This window comes from Pseudoalteromonas sp. CNC9-20, from assembly GCF_022347875.1.
Taxonomy (GTDB): domain Bacteria; phylum Pseudomonadota; class Gammaproteobacteria; order Enterobacterales; family Alteromonadaceae; genus Pseudoalteromonas; species Pseudoalteromonas ruthenica.
In genome coordinates this window covers 159,414-175,366 of sequence record NZ_JAKRFS010000002.1, presented here as the reverse complement: position 1 = coordinate 175,366, position 15,953 = coordinate 159,414, and the positions used below count along the sequence as shown (strand labels likewise).

Sequence of the window (15,953 nt, the reverse complement as noted above, 5' to 3'; positions counted from 1 at the left end):
ATAATTTAATGTACTGATGCGCTTACTCCACACCTCTGATTGGCACTTGGGTCAGCTTTTTTATGAGCACACTCGAGTGCAAGAACATCACGCCTTTCTAACCTGGCTTATTGGTGAATTAAATCGCCAAGCTGTTGACGTATTGTTGGTTAGCGGCGATATCTATCACACCGCTACTCCGCCAACACAAGCGGAGAATCAGCTTTATGAATTTGTTAAAGCGGCTAAGGCGGCCTGCCCTACCCTACATATAGTGATTATTGCCGGTAATCATGATAGTGCGAAACGCATTACCACAGCACAGCCATTACTGGCACAGTTTGACACTCATGTAGTCGGTCGCTTTGATTTTCAGCGCCCCGAGTTGAGTGTCATTAACATTACTTGTGGTGATCAGCACTGTGCGATTCTTGCCCTTCCCTATCTGCGTGCCAGTGATATCCCTGATGCACAAATGAGTTATGCTCAGGCGGTCAAAGAGGCCTACCAACTAATGCTTGAGCAATGTCAGCTTGAGGACGACTCCAATGTTATCGCCATGGGCCATCTACATGCTCGGGGTGCCACTGTCAGCGAAGACTCGGAGCGCGCTTTAGTCATTGGCGGTGAAGACGCCATCGGCGCCGATGCCTTTCCGCCCCAAGCCTGTTATGTGGCCCTCGGCCACTTGCATAAAGCGCAAAGTGTTAACGCTAAAGAATACATTCGTTACAGTGGCACGCCCTTCGCGATGTCGTTTTCGGAACGTCAATATCATCACCAAGTTTTGCTGTTAGAGGTACAAGATAATGCCTTGCAAAGTGTCAACCCCCTTTACATTCCTCGGCATCGGCAATTACACCTTGTTCCCGAGGCGACTCTCCTGCCGCTAGCTCAAGTATGTGAGCAGGTTCGGCAGTTACCCGGCCCTGATGATGAGCAAGGGTACATTCGCGTTCGCCTCTCGAGTAAAGAGCTTGCCACCGACTTTCGCGAGCAAATCGAGCATGCACTTCAAGGCAAAGATTTACTTTTTTGTGGCGTGGAACGGGTGCGCTCGCAACGGGAGAGTAAAAACGATGAACTTGAACTACAAGACTTATCGCAAGTAGAGCGCCTAGACGCTGCGCACTTATTGAGTGAAGCCGTCAATGAGCATGATGAGCTTGAAGATCACGATATTACCAATGAGGTTAAAGACTTGTTTGCGCAGTTAGTTGAGGATGTTGAGCAGGAGGGGAATAATGAATATTAATCGCCTGCAAATTCATAATTTAGCATCATTATTAGACGCAGACATCGATTTTAGTCGCCCTCCCCTGCGTGATGCTGGCTTGTTTGCCATAACTGGTGACACAGGGGCTGGAAAAAGCACTATATTGGATGCGCTGTGTTTAGGCTTATATGATAAAACCGCCCGGTTGAGCAATGAAAGCACACAAAAAGTAGACTTTAATGGCGACAATGTGCGCCTCAATGATCCGCGCCACCTATTGCGTCGTGGTACCGGTATAGGATGGGTCAAAGTTGATTTTGTGGCTATCGATGGCGCTCATTATCGCGCCCTCTGGCAAGTGACCCGAGCACGTAAAAAACCAAACGGTAAATTACAAGCACCCACTCATGCACTGTACCTTATGCCGCAAGAGCAGTTGGTGAGTGATGGTAAACTTGAGACAAAAAAAACCATTGAGCGGTTAGTTGGGCTTAATTTCGAGCAGTTCACGCGTGCGGTGATGCTAGCACAAAACGAGTTTTCTGCTTTTTTACGTGCGCAAGGCGATGAGCGTGCAGTATTGCTTGAGCGTTTAAGTGGTACACAAAAGTATTCCGTTGTAGGTCAACGCGTGTATTCTGGTTACAAAGCCAAGCTTAATGACGTCGAGGCATTTAAGGCTTCTATGGATGTGGTTGATATTCTCGATGAGCAACAATTACAGGAGCTTAACGAGCAGCAACATCAGTATATCGAGCAGCAGCAACAATGCCAAAAACGACGAGAACAGGTTGCTAAACACCTCCAATGGTTCGCAGCCGAGCAACAATTACAACATGAAATCGCTGACCTTCAACAGCGTATACAAACTACGAGTAATAGCCTAGAGCGATTAGAACCCAGGGTGAGAGAGGCTCAGCGAGTTAAGCAATGTTGGCAAATTGAAGATAACCTTACTTCCACAGCACGATTGCAACAGCGTTTGGCGCAACAGCAAACTCGCCAAGAAGAGCTAACACGCAGTGATGCTAAAAGTGTATGGCAACACAGCGAACAGCAGCAACAATTAGCACAACAACAGCTGCGCCATGCGCAACAGCAATATGCGCAGCGCAAAGAAAAACTCAATGCCGCTGTGGCACTGGATGTAAAAATTGCACAAAAGAAGGAGGTGCTCGCGGCAAAACGCTCTGAGTTCGAACAGACGAGCGCACAGCAGCTGCAATTGACGCAGCAAAGCCAAAACCTCGCTGCACAAGTGGATGAAAGTAATAGACGCCTTGATGAATACACGACGCAATTAGAATCACAACCTTGGCTCGCTGAGTTAGTAAAAAATTGGTCTCATTACCATCATCTTTGGCAGCGTATTAATAGTTATGATGCTACATATAAAGAAAAAAACGAGCAGTTACAGGCATCTAATAACGAGCTTTCGAAGCTTGATCAAAGCCTTGCCACACTCAATGAAGAAAACACCACATTCCAGCAGTCGATACAAGCACTTGAGCAGCAAATAGTAAGTTTACAGCCGCAGCCTGAAGCCTTTTCTGCAACTGAGCTTCAGCGTCAGTTAGGCACATGGCAACAGGCCTTGGAGCGTTTTCAACAATGGCGTAGTAGTAACCGTCAGCTTGTAACTGTGCGTCATCAACAGCAATCTCTTCATGCAGAGCTTGAACAAAAGCAACAACAGCTGCATGAGGCTTCGCAACATCACTCAGTTTTAGAGCAGCAATTGTCGCATGCACGCCAGGCCTATGAGCAAGTTAAACTGCGTGCAAGCGAGCAGATCACGCATTTACGTACTCAGCTTAAAAGTGGTGAGCCTTGTATGGTGTGTGGTTCTGAACATCATCCTTTTGCAGAAAATGATGACAATAATCATGCTTTTGCTGCGTTATTAGCGGACTTTGAACAGGCTTACGCAACGGCTCAAAAGAATCTGGATCAGCATTATACTAAGCGGCATGCTTTGCAAACCGAGATCCAGTTAGCACAGCAACAAATTGATAATGTCAGCGCTACTGAGCAACAGCTGAAGTCGCAGCTACAACAATTAGCGCAGCAGCTAGAGCCCTTTATTCAAGGTAAACCCCTTGATGAGCTTAGCGATCAGGATTTTACTAAGCCCATTGCGGATATCCAACAGCAATATCAGCAGTTGGAACAGTTAGAGCAACAGTTAGTAAAATTACGATCTGAGTTAAAGGTTCAGCAACAAAACAGCGGCGAATTGCAGGGGCAATTACAAAGCTGTGAACAGCGACGTCAGCAACTGCAGCTACAAACGCAGCGTATTGCTTACGAACTTGAAACTGAGCAGCAGCAATGCCAACAGAGCATCGCAGAGCTGCGAGAGCACTTCAGTGAAGCGCCTTGGTGGCAAGATAGTCTGCATCAGTTAGCGCGACTTTGGCAGCAATTGGTTGAGCAAAAACAGCAATTTGAGCAGCTGCAAAATGAGTACGCCCGGGCCCAACAACAGACTACGCAGCTTAATCAGCAGCGAGATCAGATTTTTACTAAGCTAGAGTCACTGCAATCTCAGCAGCAAAAGCTGGGCGAGCAACTGCAAATGCAAGAACAAGAGATCACTCATTTACTAACCGAGCGCAGTACTCTTATAGCTCATGGGCAAGATCCCAAAGCGCAACTAGAGGAGCTGGAAGAGTCCATCGAAAAGGCTCAGCAGACACTAGACACGCAACAAGCAGCGTGTCAGCAGCAGCAGCGCCGGTATGAGCAAGAGCAAAGTGAATACCAGCACTTAGTAAAAAATTGTTCCCAGTTACAACAAGACATTGAAGAGTTAAAAAAAGCCTTTGATGTCTGGTACCAGGACTACAGAGCCTTTGATGAGGCCTTAACAATTGAGCAGATCAAAAATTTACTAACTCAAGACAAACAACAAGTACAAGCGGTACTCACTGAGCACGCGACATTAGAGCAAACGAAAGTGCGTTTTCAGGCTCAGCTAGAACACAGTGAGAGTCGCTTACAACAGTTAGTAAAAAGCCGTCCGGACAAAAATTTAACAGAGCTTGAAGCGCAAAAGCGGCAATTGGATGAGCAGTTCGATGACAGTCAGCAAGCCTTAACCTTACTCGGTGCACGACTAGAAAATCATCGGCAAAACGTCGAACGCTTAGCCGAGCAAGGAGAGCAGTTGAAAGATCTACAACAGCAACTTGCTACTTGGACTACCTTAAACAGCGCACTAGGCGATGCCCAAGGGAAGCGATTGCGAAACTTAGTGCAAAGCCAAACTTTGGCTATATTGCTTGGTTACGCCAACCAACATTTACACGCCTTATCGAAGCGCTACCGTCTCACTCGTATTACGGGCACGCTCGATATAGCTATCATTGATCACGATATGGCTGATGAGCAACGCAGCGTGAATACCCTCTCCGGTGGTGAATCTTTTTTAGTGTCATTAGCTCTCGCCTTAGGGTTGGCGTCGCTATCGTCCAATAAGGTCAAAATTGAGTCCTTGTTTATTGATGAGGGGTTTGGCACATTGGACAGTGAAACATTGAGCATTGCTATGGATGCACTTGATAACCTGCAAGCGCAGGGCCGCAAAGTCGGGGTGATATCGCACATACCGCAACTTACTGAACGTGTCGCAACGCAGGTGAAGGTACGCAAACGTCCCGGTGGTTACTCTGTGGTGGAATGTGAATAATCATTCTTAGTTCATGTGCTTGCGCTATGCTAATGAACACAGTCATCGCTGTAGTCGATATTAAATCAAGGAGGTATTATGCCTAGTTTTCAAGGTGAAGAAGCGACTAATTACGACGAGCGTATTAGCCGTCTAGTGCCAGGTTATGAGTTGTTGCATCAGCTCACACAAGCACAATGCCAAGCTCAGTTAAGCTCGTCGGCGTCCATTTTAGTCGTGGGTGCGGGCACAGGCAAAGAAGTGGTGGCGCTTGCCAAAGCAAACCCCAATATGCACTTTGTGGCTCAGGATATTTCCGCTGATATGCTGGCAATAGCTGAGCAGCGCTTTGATGAAGCGGGAATAAGCGCGCGGGTAACATGCCATTGTGGTGATGTTGGCCAATTACAGCAACAATTTGACGGTGCATTATGCCTATTGGTTTTACATTTCTTGGCAGACAATGGTGATAAAGCAGCGTTATTAAAGTCGATACGCCAGCAATTAGCCCCCCAAGCATGGTTGTGGCTCGCTGATTTAATGAAGCCTGAAACTCAGTTTGAACGTGATGCGCAGTTCATTGTTTGCCAACAATTAGGGTTAAGTGATGCGGGTGTCGAACGTATGCGCCACAATCTAGAGCATGAGTTCTACCCACTGGATCGTATGCGTTTGGCTGAACTACTTGAACAGTGTGGTTATGGTATCGCCCGCTGCTACTTCAAAGCGCTAGGCTTTACTGGTTATGCAATACGTTGTCAGTCGTAGTGTGATGTAACTTTTTAAGGCGCTCAAGCTGTTTTTTCAGCGTGTTTAAACAAAACGGCTTAATGATGAAACCATCAACCTTAGCGCTAATCATATCAGTCACTACCTCTTTCTTATCTTCGCAGGTCACTACGATGACTGGAATATAACCCCAGTCATCGTGTTTGCGAATAGTAAGAAATAAGTCTTTGCCATTGACCTTTGGCATGTTGAGGTCGGTCAGTACTAAATCAAACCGGGTTTTTTCCAATAACGACAGTGCCTGCTCACCATCGGTGGCCTCTACGATATCGTCGTAGTCCAGTTTACGCAGCATATTAATAAGTACATGGCGCATTAACGGCATATCATCAACGACTAATATCTTCACTTGGTATCTCGCCTACATGGTAACTTCTTACAGTGTAGTCAATTTTTATACTTTCGTGGTGTCGCCTAAGGACCATCCTATAAGTTGATATGGGTGTGGATGAGCTCACAAAGAATATCGATTTTGGCGTTATTGAGTTGTCGGTAATCAAAATAGGGGCACACGATAATACGTTGTGCGGGCGATATAGCGAACTCATCGTTAAGCCAGATCAGATTTATACCAAGTTGTTCATTTGCTGCGAGCTCTTTAGCATGAGTTTTTCCGGCAATAACATGTAGCGCTGCGTCAGGGTCGGTTACGTCAGGCTCGCTAAAGAGCAACGCCGTTTGTGAGTCGTTTTGCAGTAGTGTTTTATCTCTAAATTGTTGCCATGTGTCCGCTCTTTTTAAGGCCAAACAACTAGGAGCTAGTTGATATAGCCACTTTGCATAGACATTAAATACCTTTCGCCAACCGTTCCCTGCCTCAGCGTTTATTTGTGCTATCTGCCCTGCTTGCAATGGCAAGGTATCGCTTAAAGTTTGAAACTGAATCAGGTTTGGGCGGTTTTTTACATACACTCTGATTGCCGCATCGCTTTGCCCTAGCCCTATCGCTTTTATTGTCACCTAATACTACCTATCGCTTGAAGCACTTAGTAAAAAACTGATCTTAAGCAAGATAGTAAATTATTGCTATGATTTTTAAGCGGTTATAAGCTTTATCTCGTACAGAGGTCATTACTGTATTGTTCGGTTATACCCGATTAAAGACTATATTTACTTGGAGCTCATGCTATGCGCGCACAGATCATAATTTTACTAACGGTTGTATTATCTGCTTGTACTTCTGTACCTGACAAAGTGTCCCCAGTTAGCCCTTTTAATTTAGAGCGTTACATGGGCACATGGTATGAAATAGCCCGTATGCCCCACCCTTTTGAAGAAGGCTTAAGTCGCGTCACTGCGACGTACAGCCAGAATGATGATAGCAGCGTCAAGGTCATTAATCGCGGCTTTAACGCAGAAGAGCAACAATGGTCCCAAGCTGAAGGTAAAGCCAAGTTTGTTGGCGATCCGAATACTGGCCATCTTAAAGTCTCTTTCTTCGGCCCCTTTTATTCCTCATATGTTGTGTTTGGATTAGACCAAGAAAACTATCAATATGCTTATGTAAGTGGTTATAACACTGACTATGCATGGTTACTCGCGCGTGAAAAAGAAGTTGATGAGCAGCGTTTAGAAGACTTTAAAGAGCAACTTAGAACAGCGGGGTTTGCGGTAGAGAAGCTGATTGAGGTGCAGCAATAATACACCTGCGATAAGTTCGCTGCTAACTGATAATTCAGATATAAAATGTAAAGGGGGTTTACAGATCAGTATTTTACCTACTTATTAGTAAAATACTGATCTAGAAACTTAGTAAAAATTCGGTTTATTGACTGGCAATCAGAATAGTTGTAAGCACTGCTAGTAGTGAAGCCGTGCAGCAAAAGGTCAGTGCTTTTAGCCATTTCGGGCTGAAACTAAGACACAGTGTGATGGCCAATACACTGACCGCCATAAACCCGCAGAACAGTAGTACCCCATAACTACCCAGCGCGGCAATCGCTATGGTCATGCTTAGTAAAATACTGATCCAAGCACAGATCAAAATTTTACTAACTAACCGAGCATTGGGGCGCACACCATATATATCTCGGTAATGGGTTGCTTTGGCATGCGCAAAGCAACTAAAAGCGATGATACACAGTATAAAGCAAAGCAGTTCTATCATACGCTTAACTCCTCTAACGAGCCCAACCAAGTGCGCTGCTTGCGGTTACCACGATAGGCCGCGTAGGCGAAGCAGGTTGCTGCAAATAAACAAACTAAATCGAAGCCCAACAAAGTCCATTGCTGGCTACCAATAAAGTGCAGCAAACTGCCCTGCGTGGTCATGCTGTTAATGGCAACAAGACCGATACAGGCGCCAGCAATGATGGCATTTAATAATCGCCAACTATAAGGCTTGAATACCGCCCATGCTTGCACCGCTGCCCAGGTTAAAAAGAAAGCGAGTATTTCTTTGTCGGCGCGCTCACTCACATTCATTGGCAATAACCGATTGGCATAAAAAAATGCCAAGGTTGCTAAAGGCAAGCCCATAAACGTACCCAGGTTAAGGCTATCAACTGTACGTAGACCTATCGCGGGGCGCTGCTTTTTATTGCGTTGGTGTAAGCGTTTTGCCCACATGATTGCGCCGCTCGCTATCATGATACACCCTGCTAAACCGCATAATACGTAAAGCCAGCGCAACACGGGCTGTGCCATGCGCGCCGCATGCAAGGCTATCATGCCATCGTAGATGGCTTCACTAACGCTTCTATCTACTTCATTAATGTCTATCACCTCGCCCGTCGTGGCGTTAAACGTGATGCTTGGCGGCCTGTCGACAATGGCCTTGCCGCTATCAATAATAAAGCGTACCGATGCACTGCGATCGTTAGGGTGGTCAATACGTACTTGCCTTATATCTGCATCCGGCCACTTAGTATAAAGTTGATCCAGCAGTGTATTAACACCCACCATGGCTGTGGGCTCGTTGGCAGGCTCGGTGCGCTGAAAGTTAAATACATCGGCATAGAAGCCGCGTAAACCATCGTCGTAGGCGGTCATCGTCGGGTAGGGGAAGAGCATAAAAATAAGGGTAATAAGCCCTGTATAGGTGATCATGATATGAAAAGGCAGCGCTAGCACAGACGATAAGTTATGGCTATCAAGCCAGCTGCGTACGCCTTTATTGGTGCGCAAGCTAAATAAATCCTTAAAGATCCGTTTATGAATGACCACCCCAGTTATTAGCGCAATAAGCATAAACAAGCTGGCAAAACAGACCAGCCAACGTGCTGTTCTGACGTCGAGGTAATGCAAATCAAAGTGCAGGCGATAAAAGAAATGCCCACCTTTGGATTCTCTGACTGTATCGACCCCCTCTAGCGTTTTAGGATTGACATAATAGTCTTGCCAAGGCGCACGTTTACCGGGCTCACGTGGCTCTTGGTAAGAGTAGGTAAGCCAGTCTTTACGCTCATCAGCCAAGGAAATATTCCAGCGCTCGGACTTAGGTGCCTGTTGCTGTAAGTATGCAAATCCTTGGGTTATCTGAGCTTGCTGCGCGGCAACACGCTGCTGGGGCTGTTCAAAATGATGTATCTCAGGTTTAGCCCAAAAGTTAAGTTCCCAACGGAAAAACGCAAGCGTGCCGGCAATAAATATGAGAAAGAGTAACCAACAGACCAATAAACCTACCCAGGTGTGTAGCCATGTCATTGAACGAAAGAAGGTGTCCTTCATAGCCATTCCTCCATGAATGCCAGCAGAGCGGTGAGCGCTGCACTAGTTAGTAAAATAGTGATCCATACCTTAGCGACAGAGCGCACACTAAAGGCATAGATGAAGATACAGGCATATATCAATATCGATAAGCTTACAGCCAGTAATACCGCGTCACTAGGTTGTAATGGCAGGGCGACCCCTAAAACAGCTGTGCTTAAGGCAGTTAATAAGTAGCCTCCAACAATGGCGGCAATAAAGCGATAAACCACAAGGGCGCGATAATGAGAGCTGGCGATACGTAACTTGATAAGCCAGGGTGATAACTGAAAATCCATAGTCTGCAGGCTGTTGTACCAAAAACGAGCCATTATATAGATTATAAAGCTAAAAGATAGTGATTCGTATTTGCTTAAATGAATTGAAAATGAACCGTTAGTTAATTGTTGGCTCGCAGTTAACACGATGTTTTTTATTAAAACCCTTATAATTCATAATATTACACGTCATTTCAATGGCCTTTTTTGCGTTCCTATTTATGCTTTTTTGCTATAAGATCGCTCACTCTTTTTTACTAGTTTTGTGTTGTTCTAGGAAGTGCTGTTGTTGTGGATGTGTTGTATTGGTTCGCGAGTTACCTCTTTGTACTCAAATATGTGGTATATGCGTTAAGCGTTTTACTGCTTATTTTTGGTTTAGACGATCTGTTTATTGACCTCGTGTACTGGGGGCGAAAATGCTACCGGCGATTGGTCATCTATCGCAAACACCCCAAGCTGCACTATTCAAAGTTGAAAGAGAAAGCAGAGCAACCGCTCGCAATTATGGTACCTGCATGGCAAGAACACGGAGTTGTAGGACCGATGGCGGAACTGGCGGCATCGACATTAGATTACGAGAACTATCATATATTTGTTGGTACTTACCCTAACGACGACAAGACTCAAGCTGATGTTGACGCCGTATGCGCGCGATTTCCTAATGTCCACAAAGTGGTGTGTGCGCGCCCTGGGCCAACGAGTAAGGCGGATTGCCTCAATAATATCATCGCCTCTATATTTACCTTCGAATCGCAAGCAAAATTTGCCTTCCAAGGGTTTATTCTTCATGACGCAGAAGATGTACTCAGTGCCATGGAAATGCGTTTATTCAACTACCTCGTTGAGCGTAAAGATCTCATTCAACTGCCAGTATTTCCATTCGAGCGACAGTGGTATGAGTTTACCAGTGGCAGCTACCTAGATGAATTTGCAGAAATTCATGGCAAAGACGTGCCCGTGCGAGAAGCCTTGGTTGGGCAAGTCCCAAGTGCCGGCGTTGGCACTTGTTTTAGTCGCCGGGCAATTCAATTGCTTATCGAGCAAGGCGATGGTATCGCCTTCGATGTACAAAGTTTAACTGAAGATTACGACATTGGCTTTCGCCTCAAGCAACACGGTATGTCAGAAGTCTTCATTCATTTTCCTGTGCTGACCGACACGCACAAGCAGCAGATCAATAAGGGGAGCCTGAAATCTGCAAGTTATAGCAGTGTAGTCTGTGTACGGGAGTACTTCCCGAATACGTTTACCACAGCCGTGCGGCAAAAGTCGCGATGGATCATTGGTATCGTATTTCAGGGTATGAAATCCCATGCATGGACGCGAGATTGGAAATTAAATTACTTTCTTTGGCGGGACCGTCGCGGCGGTCTCACTAACTTCATTGGCTTTGTCGCGCTACTGGTGTTATTTCAGCTCGCCTGTATTTGGGGTTACCAGCAACTCTCCGGCAGTGCTTATAACTTTCTCTCAATTTATGGTGATGAGCCCTGGCTAAGTGCGGTGTTGTGGGCCAACGCCGTGCTGCTAGCTAATCGCATGCTGCAACGCTTTGTATTTGTTACGCGCTATTACGGATGTATTCAAGGGGTCCTTTCGATCCCACGTATGGTGTGGGGCAATATTATTAACTTCTTTGCCAATATTCGTGCTGTCAGACAAATTCTCGAAATGGGTGATGTTAAACGCGTAGCTTGGGACAAAACCAGCCATGACTTTCCCTCATTAGGGGAAGCACGGGCAAGCTATCGACCTCTGGGTGAAATACTGCTCTCAGCAGGGGCTATTACCAAAGAGCAACTGCACAATGCGCTCACGCAAGGGCAGGGCAGAGTAAAACTTGGGCGTTATTTAATGCAGCAAGGCGTGCTCAGCGGTGAGCAATTAGCGCAAGCGATAGCCGAGCAGGCGGGCGTTGAATATCGCTCTTGCCCACCCCTGTCTACGCCAGAGCAAAGTGATCTCGGTATTCATAAAACGGTCGCTGTGCGCTACGCCATTATTGGATTGTTCTTGGACAAAGGTGTACTACATATTGCGAGTGAACAGCACTTGTCGCCGGTGGCCTTAGGGGCTATAAGCCGGAAAGTCGGTTATAAAGTTAGGTATTATATTGCCCAGCCGGGACAGGTCACTGTGGCGCTCAAAATGCATTTTAGTGATGACTCGGCCTACAGCTATGCGAATCTTCAGCGTCGTGCTCGTCGTGCGGATTGGCCGCATTTTGTAAATGCCCATTACAGTGAGTTTGAAGCAATTAGCGAAGTGGCTATGCTCAGCCCTTCCGTTGCTAACCAAGTGATGATCGGCCAAGAGAATAGCGACTCAGGGGTAGGTGATTACCTTATCGCCAAAGGTGTCATTGATGAGCAAACCCTTGAACTAGCGCAGCGCATTATGCGCAGACCTTTGGTAAGTGACAAGCCAGCGAGTTCATCAGAGGTGTCGTTATGAAACTTCTGTGGCTTTTTCTATTTACCTCAATGACAGCGTTATCAGCACCTAGTTTTGAGGCTGGTAAAGGATACCCTGAGCATACTCAGTTCTTACTTTATCCTTATATCGATATGGCGTACCGCTATATTGATGAGGGTCGTTATGAGCTCGCTAATGAAGAGTTGAATAAGGCATTAGCTGTAACGCCGAATAACCCCTATGTAGTGGAGCGATTGTTATTTGTTGCGGCTCAGCAGCAACATTGGCCTCAGTTATCTAAGCTTATAAACCAGTACCAACAAGTGCTTATGCGGCAGCGGAAATGGCGTGAAGTATTGTTACACTTTCAACAACTTGGGCTTAAGCATCAAGCTGAGTTGTTTATTGTGTACACTGATAAGCTTTTGGCAGATGAGCGCTTTAGTATCACCCAGCGCACCGAACTAGCTGCGTTAAGTGCACAAATGATAAGCGAACGAGCTCGCGCGCAGTTCATCCATCGAGTGATCACTCGTTACGGGCTCGAAGAAGTTCGCCCAGCCTATTGTTTTGCACTGCTAAACGAAAAAAAGTATGACGCAGTTGCCAGTTGTATTAATGATATAACTCACCCAGAGCAGCAAGCCAGTGTGCGTAAACACTTGATACAAGCGCTTTTAGGAGCGCAGCATTTCAAGGTAGCTAGTGAGCAGTTTAGCCTCTATCAGCAACACGCTGTTTTGAGTGAGCAGGAGCGTCGCCAATGGTTGCAAGCGGCGATATACAACAAAAATTGGTCATTTGCTTTGACACTTAATGACGCGCTACCAAGGGCTATCTCGCGCCTATTACAAAGAGCTGATATTGCCATGCAAGCTCAGCAACCTGAGGTTTTATCGCGAACCATAGAGGCGTTAAGTGAAGCCGAGTTAAATATAGAACAAGAGCAGCAGTTACTTGTGCTTATGGCTTATGCCTCGACTTACTCTCAGCAATGGCGTCAACGCCTGTATGATTACTCATTGCAACACGCCGAAAATGATGAGTTTTGGCGCTCAAGAGCGGTACAAGTGGCGCAAGCAATGGAAGACCACAGTCAGTGGCTGGCAATATTTGAGGCGCAGCAGAGTCTGAGTGAGGCGCAGCAGCGGCAACTTGCCATAGGTTATGAAAAGGTCGGTAATGAAGAAAAAGCCTATCAGCAGTGGCTGTTATTAGCGCACCTTTATCCTCAGCGCTTGAGCTATGCTAAGCAGGCATCGCATATGGCGATACAGCGTCAGCAGTATGAGCTAGTTACACATATATTGGCGCCCTTTTGGCCTTTTTCACAACAACAAGATCAAGATGCTGAGCTGACCTATCGTTACTTACAAAGCCTCAAGAAAACTCAGTCGGATACGCTCAGAGATGCGCTTGTTTTAGCGCAATCAAGACAAGCATCACCAGCTCAGCGACAGACGTTAATGAGCTTCGCCTCAGCTATTGGTGAGTGTCAGTTAGCTGCACAATGGTTGGTTGAGCCTGCGAAAGAGCAAGCTTTACAGCAATTAGGATATTGCTTTATTGAGCGCGATAAAGAGCGAGCGTATGCGTTGTTCCAAGCGGCCTTAGCAACAAACCCAAGCAGCACTGAAAGCCGGGTTCAACTTGCTCACTTGAGTGAAGTGCTTGGCTTGCATGTGCGGGCGTATGAGTACTGGCTAGAGCTTGACTCGCAGCTGACAGAGCAGCCGCACTTTTTTAATGCTATTGCTAGTGCGTTGAAAGTCAACGAATACACGCAAGCGATGACATGGTTGCATCGCTTAGTGCGTTTGCATGAGCCTAAAACAATCAGTTTTTATCAATTACAACTGCAGCTTGCCCGGTATGCTAACGATCTACATACACAAGAGAAGAGCTTAGTGTGGCTGCTTGAAAACCACCCCGATGTTTCCGAGCAAATAGCTCTGGCTCGCCTTTACTGGCGCCAAGGTAAAACGCAGCAAACGTTCACACTGCTCAGCGATATCGAACGCCAACCTACCGAGACGTTGGCGCTACACACGCAAGCAGAGCTTGCGTACTTGTATATTGACGTAGGTCGCGCTGCACAAGCGGCTCCGCTAATGCAGCATTACCTGGCCAATCAACCCGACCTTTATCCTATGCACCAGCAGCTTGCCTATAGTTATGTTGTGACTAATGAGTTAGATAATGCCCTGCATCATGCCACTATCGCGGCGACTAACATGGACACCATGGAGCTTGCACAGGAACCTAAACAACAACTCAAGCGCTTACGGCGAGATTTATTGGCGCAATCACGTTGGTTGCTGCAAGCACAATTTGGTGAGCAGTTGAGGCCCATCGATATAGGCGCTACCTCACAAAGCTTGAGATACGGTGGGTTTATAGAGCTGCGTTACAGCAAATATTTACAGCACCACTGGCGTGCGCAGGATACTCATCAGTGGTACGCACGGGCTTTTGTACAAAAAGATAGCCAACAACATGACAGCACACTCGCTTTAGGATACAGCTGGCAGCCATTGGCTTCGCTCGACCTCCAGTTTGCTATCGAACCGCAGTGGCAGCTGCGCAACAACGATGTCGATATCTTGCTTAAGGCCGCTACGGACTTATTCAGTCTAGGTGGCAATACGCGGGATTGGCAAACTGATGTACAAGGGTGGCTGCAACAAAGTTTGTATTTGGAAGCCGCACATTGGCTTAAGTCTGGACGTGATGCGCAGTTCGCACAATACCAAGGTGGTTATCACTTTAAATTGCATACTCAAAATCAGCAAGCGCTGACTTGGCAACCTTATGTGAACGGTCAATGGACGCGTTCGAGTGAGCGTCAAGATACCCGCGTAGGTGCAGGTGTTGGGGTGCATTGGTGGTCAGGAGGTGATGATATAACCGCATATCGCCGCCAGGCCTCGCTAAAACTATTAGTACAGCATGTTCTCAACGGTGAACGAGAGGGCGACAATGTGGCAAGTTTGAATCTGGAGTGGTCATGGTAGGGCGATATACAGCAATGATAGCGTTGCTGCTATGCAGCATAGCTGTGCAAGCGAATGTGGTTATTTATCAGCCATTAAATAGCGACAGCGAGCTAACAAAGGGCCAATGGCAAGAAATAATGCTGCAGTTACGAGAGCGTCAAATTGATACCATTGCCCTGCAATGGAGCCAGCATGAGCATAGCCAGTTCATTGATGAAGAGGGCCGCTCTCGACTACAGCAACTTTTTCATCAAGCCAATGCTCAAGGATTAAAAATAGTCGTTGGGCTGTATCATGAAAATAGCTACTACCAACGCATTCAACAGCAACCTCGAGCACTACACTTTTATCTGCGCGGCTTGTATAACCGTCATCTCGACGTTGCCCGACGCTGGCAAGCATTTACTAAACTGCCAGCATTTGCTGGTTGGTATATCAGTGATGAAATCGATGACCTTAACTGGCAAAGCCATGCAAAACAGCAATTGTTAATCGATTACCTCAGCGCCTTGAATGATCAATTAGCTACTCTTGCTCCTGCTAAGCCAGTGTATATCTCAAGCTTCTATGCGGGGCATAGTTCACCGCGACAATACGCTTATTTACTTGAGCGGTTAGCGCAGCACACCGACCTGGAAATACTGTGGCAAGATGGGGTGGGTACTCAAGTTCTATCAAGCGATCAGCGTCAGGGAGTGCAAAAATATGTTTGCCAAAAGGGCAGTCATATTCACGTTATTGCAGAAATATTCAATGAATCTGTGGAGCACAGGCTAAGCGATGAGTGCCGACCAAGCTGGTTTTTTTCACTGCGCTACATGCTACCTAACTACTTTGCTAGTGAATGACTCGGTAAAGTGTAAAGGGGGTTGCCACAATATCTGGCTAGCCCTTAGGCTAAGCAAAAACAATATACCTAA

The 15,953-nt window shown here is 46.4% G+C and carries 12 protein-coding genes; 7 read left to right on the top strand and 5 right to left on the bottom strand.

What is annotated here, in order from left to right; translation table 11 throughout:
- Positions 1-16: 16 nt before the first annotated feature.
- The 3 genes from MHM89_RS04355 to MHM89_RS04345 all read left to right on the top strand — a co-directional run bounded on the left by MHM89_RS04355 (position 17) and on the right by MHM89_RS04345 (position 5,633).
- Positions 17-1,234, top strand: coding sequence for an exonuclease SbcCD subunit D C-terminal domain-containing protein (locus MHM89_RS04355; RefSeq protein WP_239408190.1), 1,218 nt, complete (start codon positions 17-19; stop codon positions 1,232-1,234).
- Positions 1,224-4,886, top strand: a complete 3,663-nt coding sequence (locus tag MHM89_RS04350) for an AAA family ATPase (protein ID WP_239408189.1) — start codon at positions 1,224-1,226, stop codon at positions 4,884-4,886. Before MHM89_RS04355 ends, MHM89_RS04350 begins: the two co-directional genes overlap by 11 nt.
- Before the next feature lie 78 nt (positions 4,887-4,964).
- Positions 4,965-5,633 carry a class I SAM-dependent methyltransferase gene (locus MHM89_RS04345; protein WP_045980024.1) on the top strand — a complete coding sequence of 223 codons (669 nt, stop codon included), beginning with the start codon at positions 4,965-4,967 and terminating at the stop codon, positions 5,631-5,633.
- On the opposite strand, the gene MHM89_RS04340 is transcribed toward MHM89_RS04345, so the two are convergent.
- Together MHM89_RS04340 and MHM89_RS04335 are read right to left on the bottom strand one after the other, a co-directional pair.
- Positions 5,602-6,003 carry a response regulator gene (locus tag MHM89_RS04340; protein WP_138548215.1) on the bottom strand — a complete coding sequence of 134 codons (402 nt, stop codon included), beginning with the start codon at positions 6,001-6,003 and terminating at the stop codon, positions 5,602-5,604. The genes MHM89_RS04345 and MHM89_RS04340 overlap by 32 nt on opposite strands.
- A 77-nt stretch (positions 6,004-6,080) precedes the next feature.
- Positions 6,081-6,614, bottom strand: coding sequence for a hypothetical protein (locus MHM89_RS04335; RefSeq protein WP_239408188.1), 534 nt, complete (start codon positions 6,612-6,614; stop codon positions 6,081-6,083).
- Positions 6,615-6,782: 168 nt separating this feature from the next.
- Here MHM89_RS04335 and MHM89_RS04330 point away from each other — a divergent pair, with 168 nt between their 5' ends.
- The gene (locus MHM89_RS04330; RefSeq protein WP_239408187.1) at positions 6,783-7,295 is read left to right on the top strand and encodes a lipocalin family protein; all 513 of its coding nucleotides are present in this window, start codon (positions 6,783-6,785) and stop codon (positions 7,293-7,295) included.
- Positions 7,296-7,419: 124 nt separating this feature from the next.
- Here the strand turns inward: MHM89_RS04330 and MHM89_RS04325 are convergent, their stop codons facing one another.
- From MHM89_RS04325 to MHM89_RS04315, 3 genes are read right to left on the bottom strand one after another with little or no spacing between them, the layout of a single operon-like run.
- Entirely contained in the window at positions 7,420-7,761 is a 342-nt protein-coding gene (locus MHM89_RS04325; protein ID WP_022943519.1) for a DUF3325 family protein, read from the bottom strand.
- Entirely contained in the window at positions 7,758-9,323 is a 1,566-nt protein-coding gene (locus MHM89_RS04320) for a PepSY-associated TM helix domain-containing protein (RefSeq protein ID WP_045980028.1), read from the bottom strand. Before MHM89_RS04320 ends, MHM89_RS04325 begins: the two co-directional genes overlap by 4 nt.
- Positions 9,320-9,640 (bottom strand): hypothetical protein, encoded by a 321-nt coding sequence (locus MHM89_RS04315; protein ID WP_022943517.1) that lies wholly within the window; start codon positions 9,638-9,640, stop codon positions 9,320-9,322. The genes MHM89_RS04320 and MHM89_RS04315 overlap by 4 nt, the downstream gene beginning before the upstream one ends.
- Before the next feature lie 270 nt (positions 9,641-9,910).
- Here MHM89_RS04315 and MHM89_RS04310 point away from each other — a divergent pair, with 270 nt between their 5' ends.
- From MHM89_RS04310 to MHM89_RS04300, 3 genes are read left to right on the top strand one after another with little or no spacing between them, the layout of a single operon-like run.
- On the top strand, positions 9,911-12,076 hold the full coding sequence (locus MHM89_RS04310; RefSeq protein ID WP_239408186.1) for a glycosyl transferase family protein: 2,166 nt from the start codon (positions 9,911-9,913) through the stop codon (positions 12,074-12,076).
- The gene (locus MHM89_RS04305; protein WP_239408185.1) at positions 12,073-15,051 is read left to right on the top strand and encodes a hypothetical protein; all 2,979 of its coding nucleotides are present in this window, start codon (positions 12,073-12,075) and stop codon (positions 15,049-15,051) included. Before MHM89_RS04310 ends, MHM89_RS04305 begins: the two co-directional genes overlap by 4 nt.
- Entirely contained in the window at positions 15,045-15,881 is an 837-nt protein-coding gene (locus tag MHM89_RS04300; RefSeq protein ID WP_239408184.1) for a DUF4434 domain-containing protein, read from the top strand. The genes MHM89_RS04305 and MHM89_RS04300 overlap by 7 nt, the downstream gene beginning before the upstream one ends.
- Positions 15,882-15,953: the final 72 nt, after the last annotated feature.

Excerpts from the sequence above, each read along its gene's own strand:
- MHM89_RS04355 (WP_239408190.1), top strand. The coding sequence starts at position 17 with ATGCGCTTACTCCACACCTCTGATTGGCACTTGGGTCAGCTTTTTTAT.
- MHM89_RS04350 (WP_239408189.1), top strand. The coding sequence starts at position 1,224 with ATGAATATTAATCGCCTGCAAATTCATAATTTAGCATCATTATTAGAC.
- MHM89_RS04345 (WP_045980024.1), top strand. The coding sequence starts at position 4,965 with ATGCCTAGTTTTCAAGGTGAAGAAGCGACTAATTACGACGAGCGTATT.
- MHM89_RS04330 (WP_239408187.1), top strand. The coding sequence starts at position 6,783 with ATGCGCGCACAGATCATAATTTTACTAACGGTTGTATTATCTGCTTGT.
- MHM89_RS04325 (WP_022943519.1), bottom strand. The coding sequence starts at position 7,761 with ATGATAGAACTGCTTTGCTTTATACTGTGTATCATCGCTTTTAGTTGC.
- MHM89_RS04320 (WP_045980028.1), bottom strand. The coding sequence starts at position 9,323 with ATGAAGGACACCTTCTTTCGTTCAATGACATGGCTACACACCTGGGTA.
- MHM89_RS04315 (WP_022943517.1), bottom strand. The coding sequence starts at position 9,640 with ATGGATTTTCAGTTATCACCCTGGCTTATCAAGTTACGTATCGCCAGC.
- MHM89_RS04305 (WP_239408185.1), top strand. The coding sequence starts at position 12,073 with ATGAAACTTCTGTGGCTTTTTCTATTTACCTCAATGACAGCGTTATCA.
- MHM89_RS04300 (WP_239408184.1), top strand. The coding sequence starts at position 15,045 with ATGGTAGGGCGATATACAGCAATGATAGCGTTGCTGCTATGCAGCATA.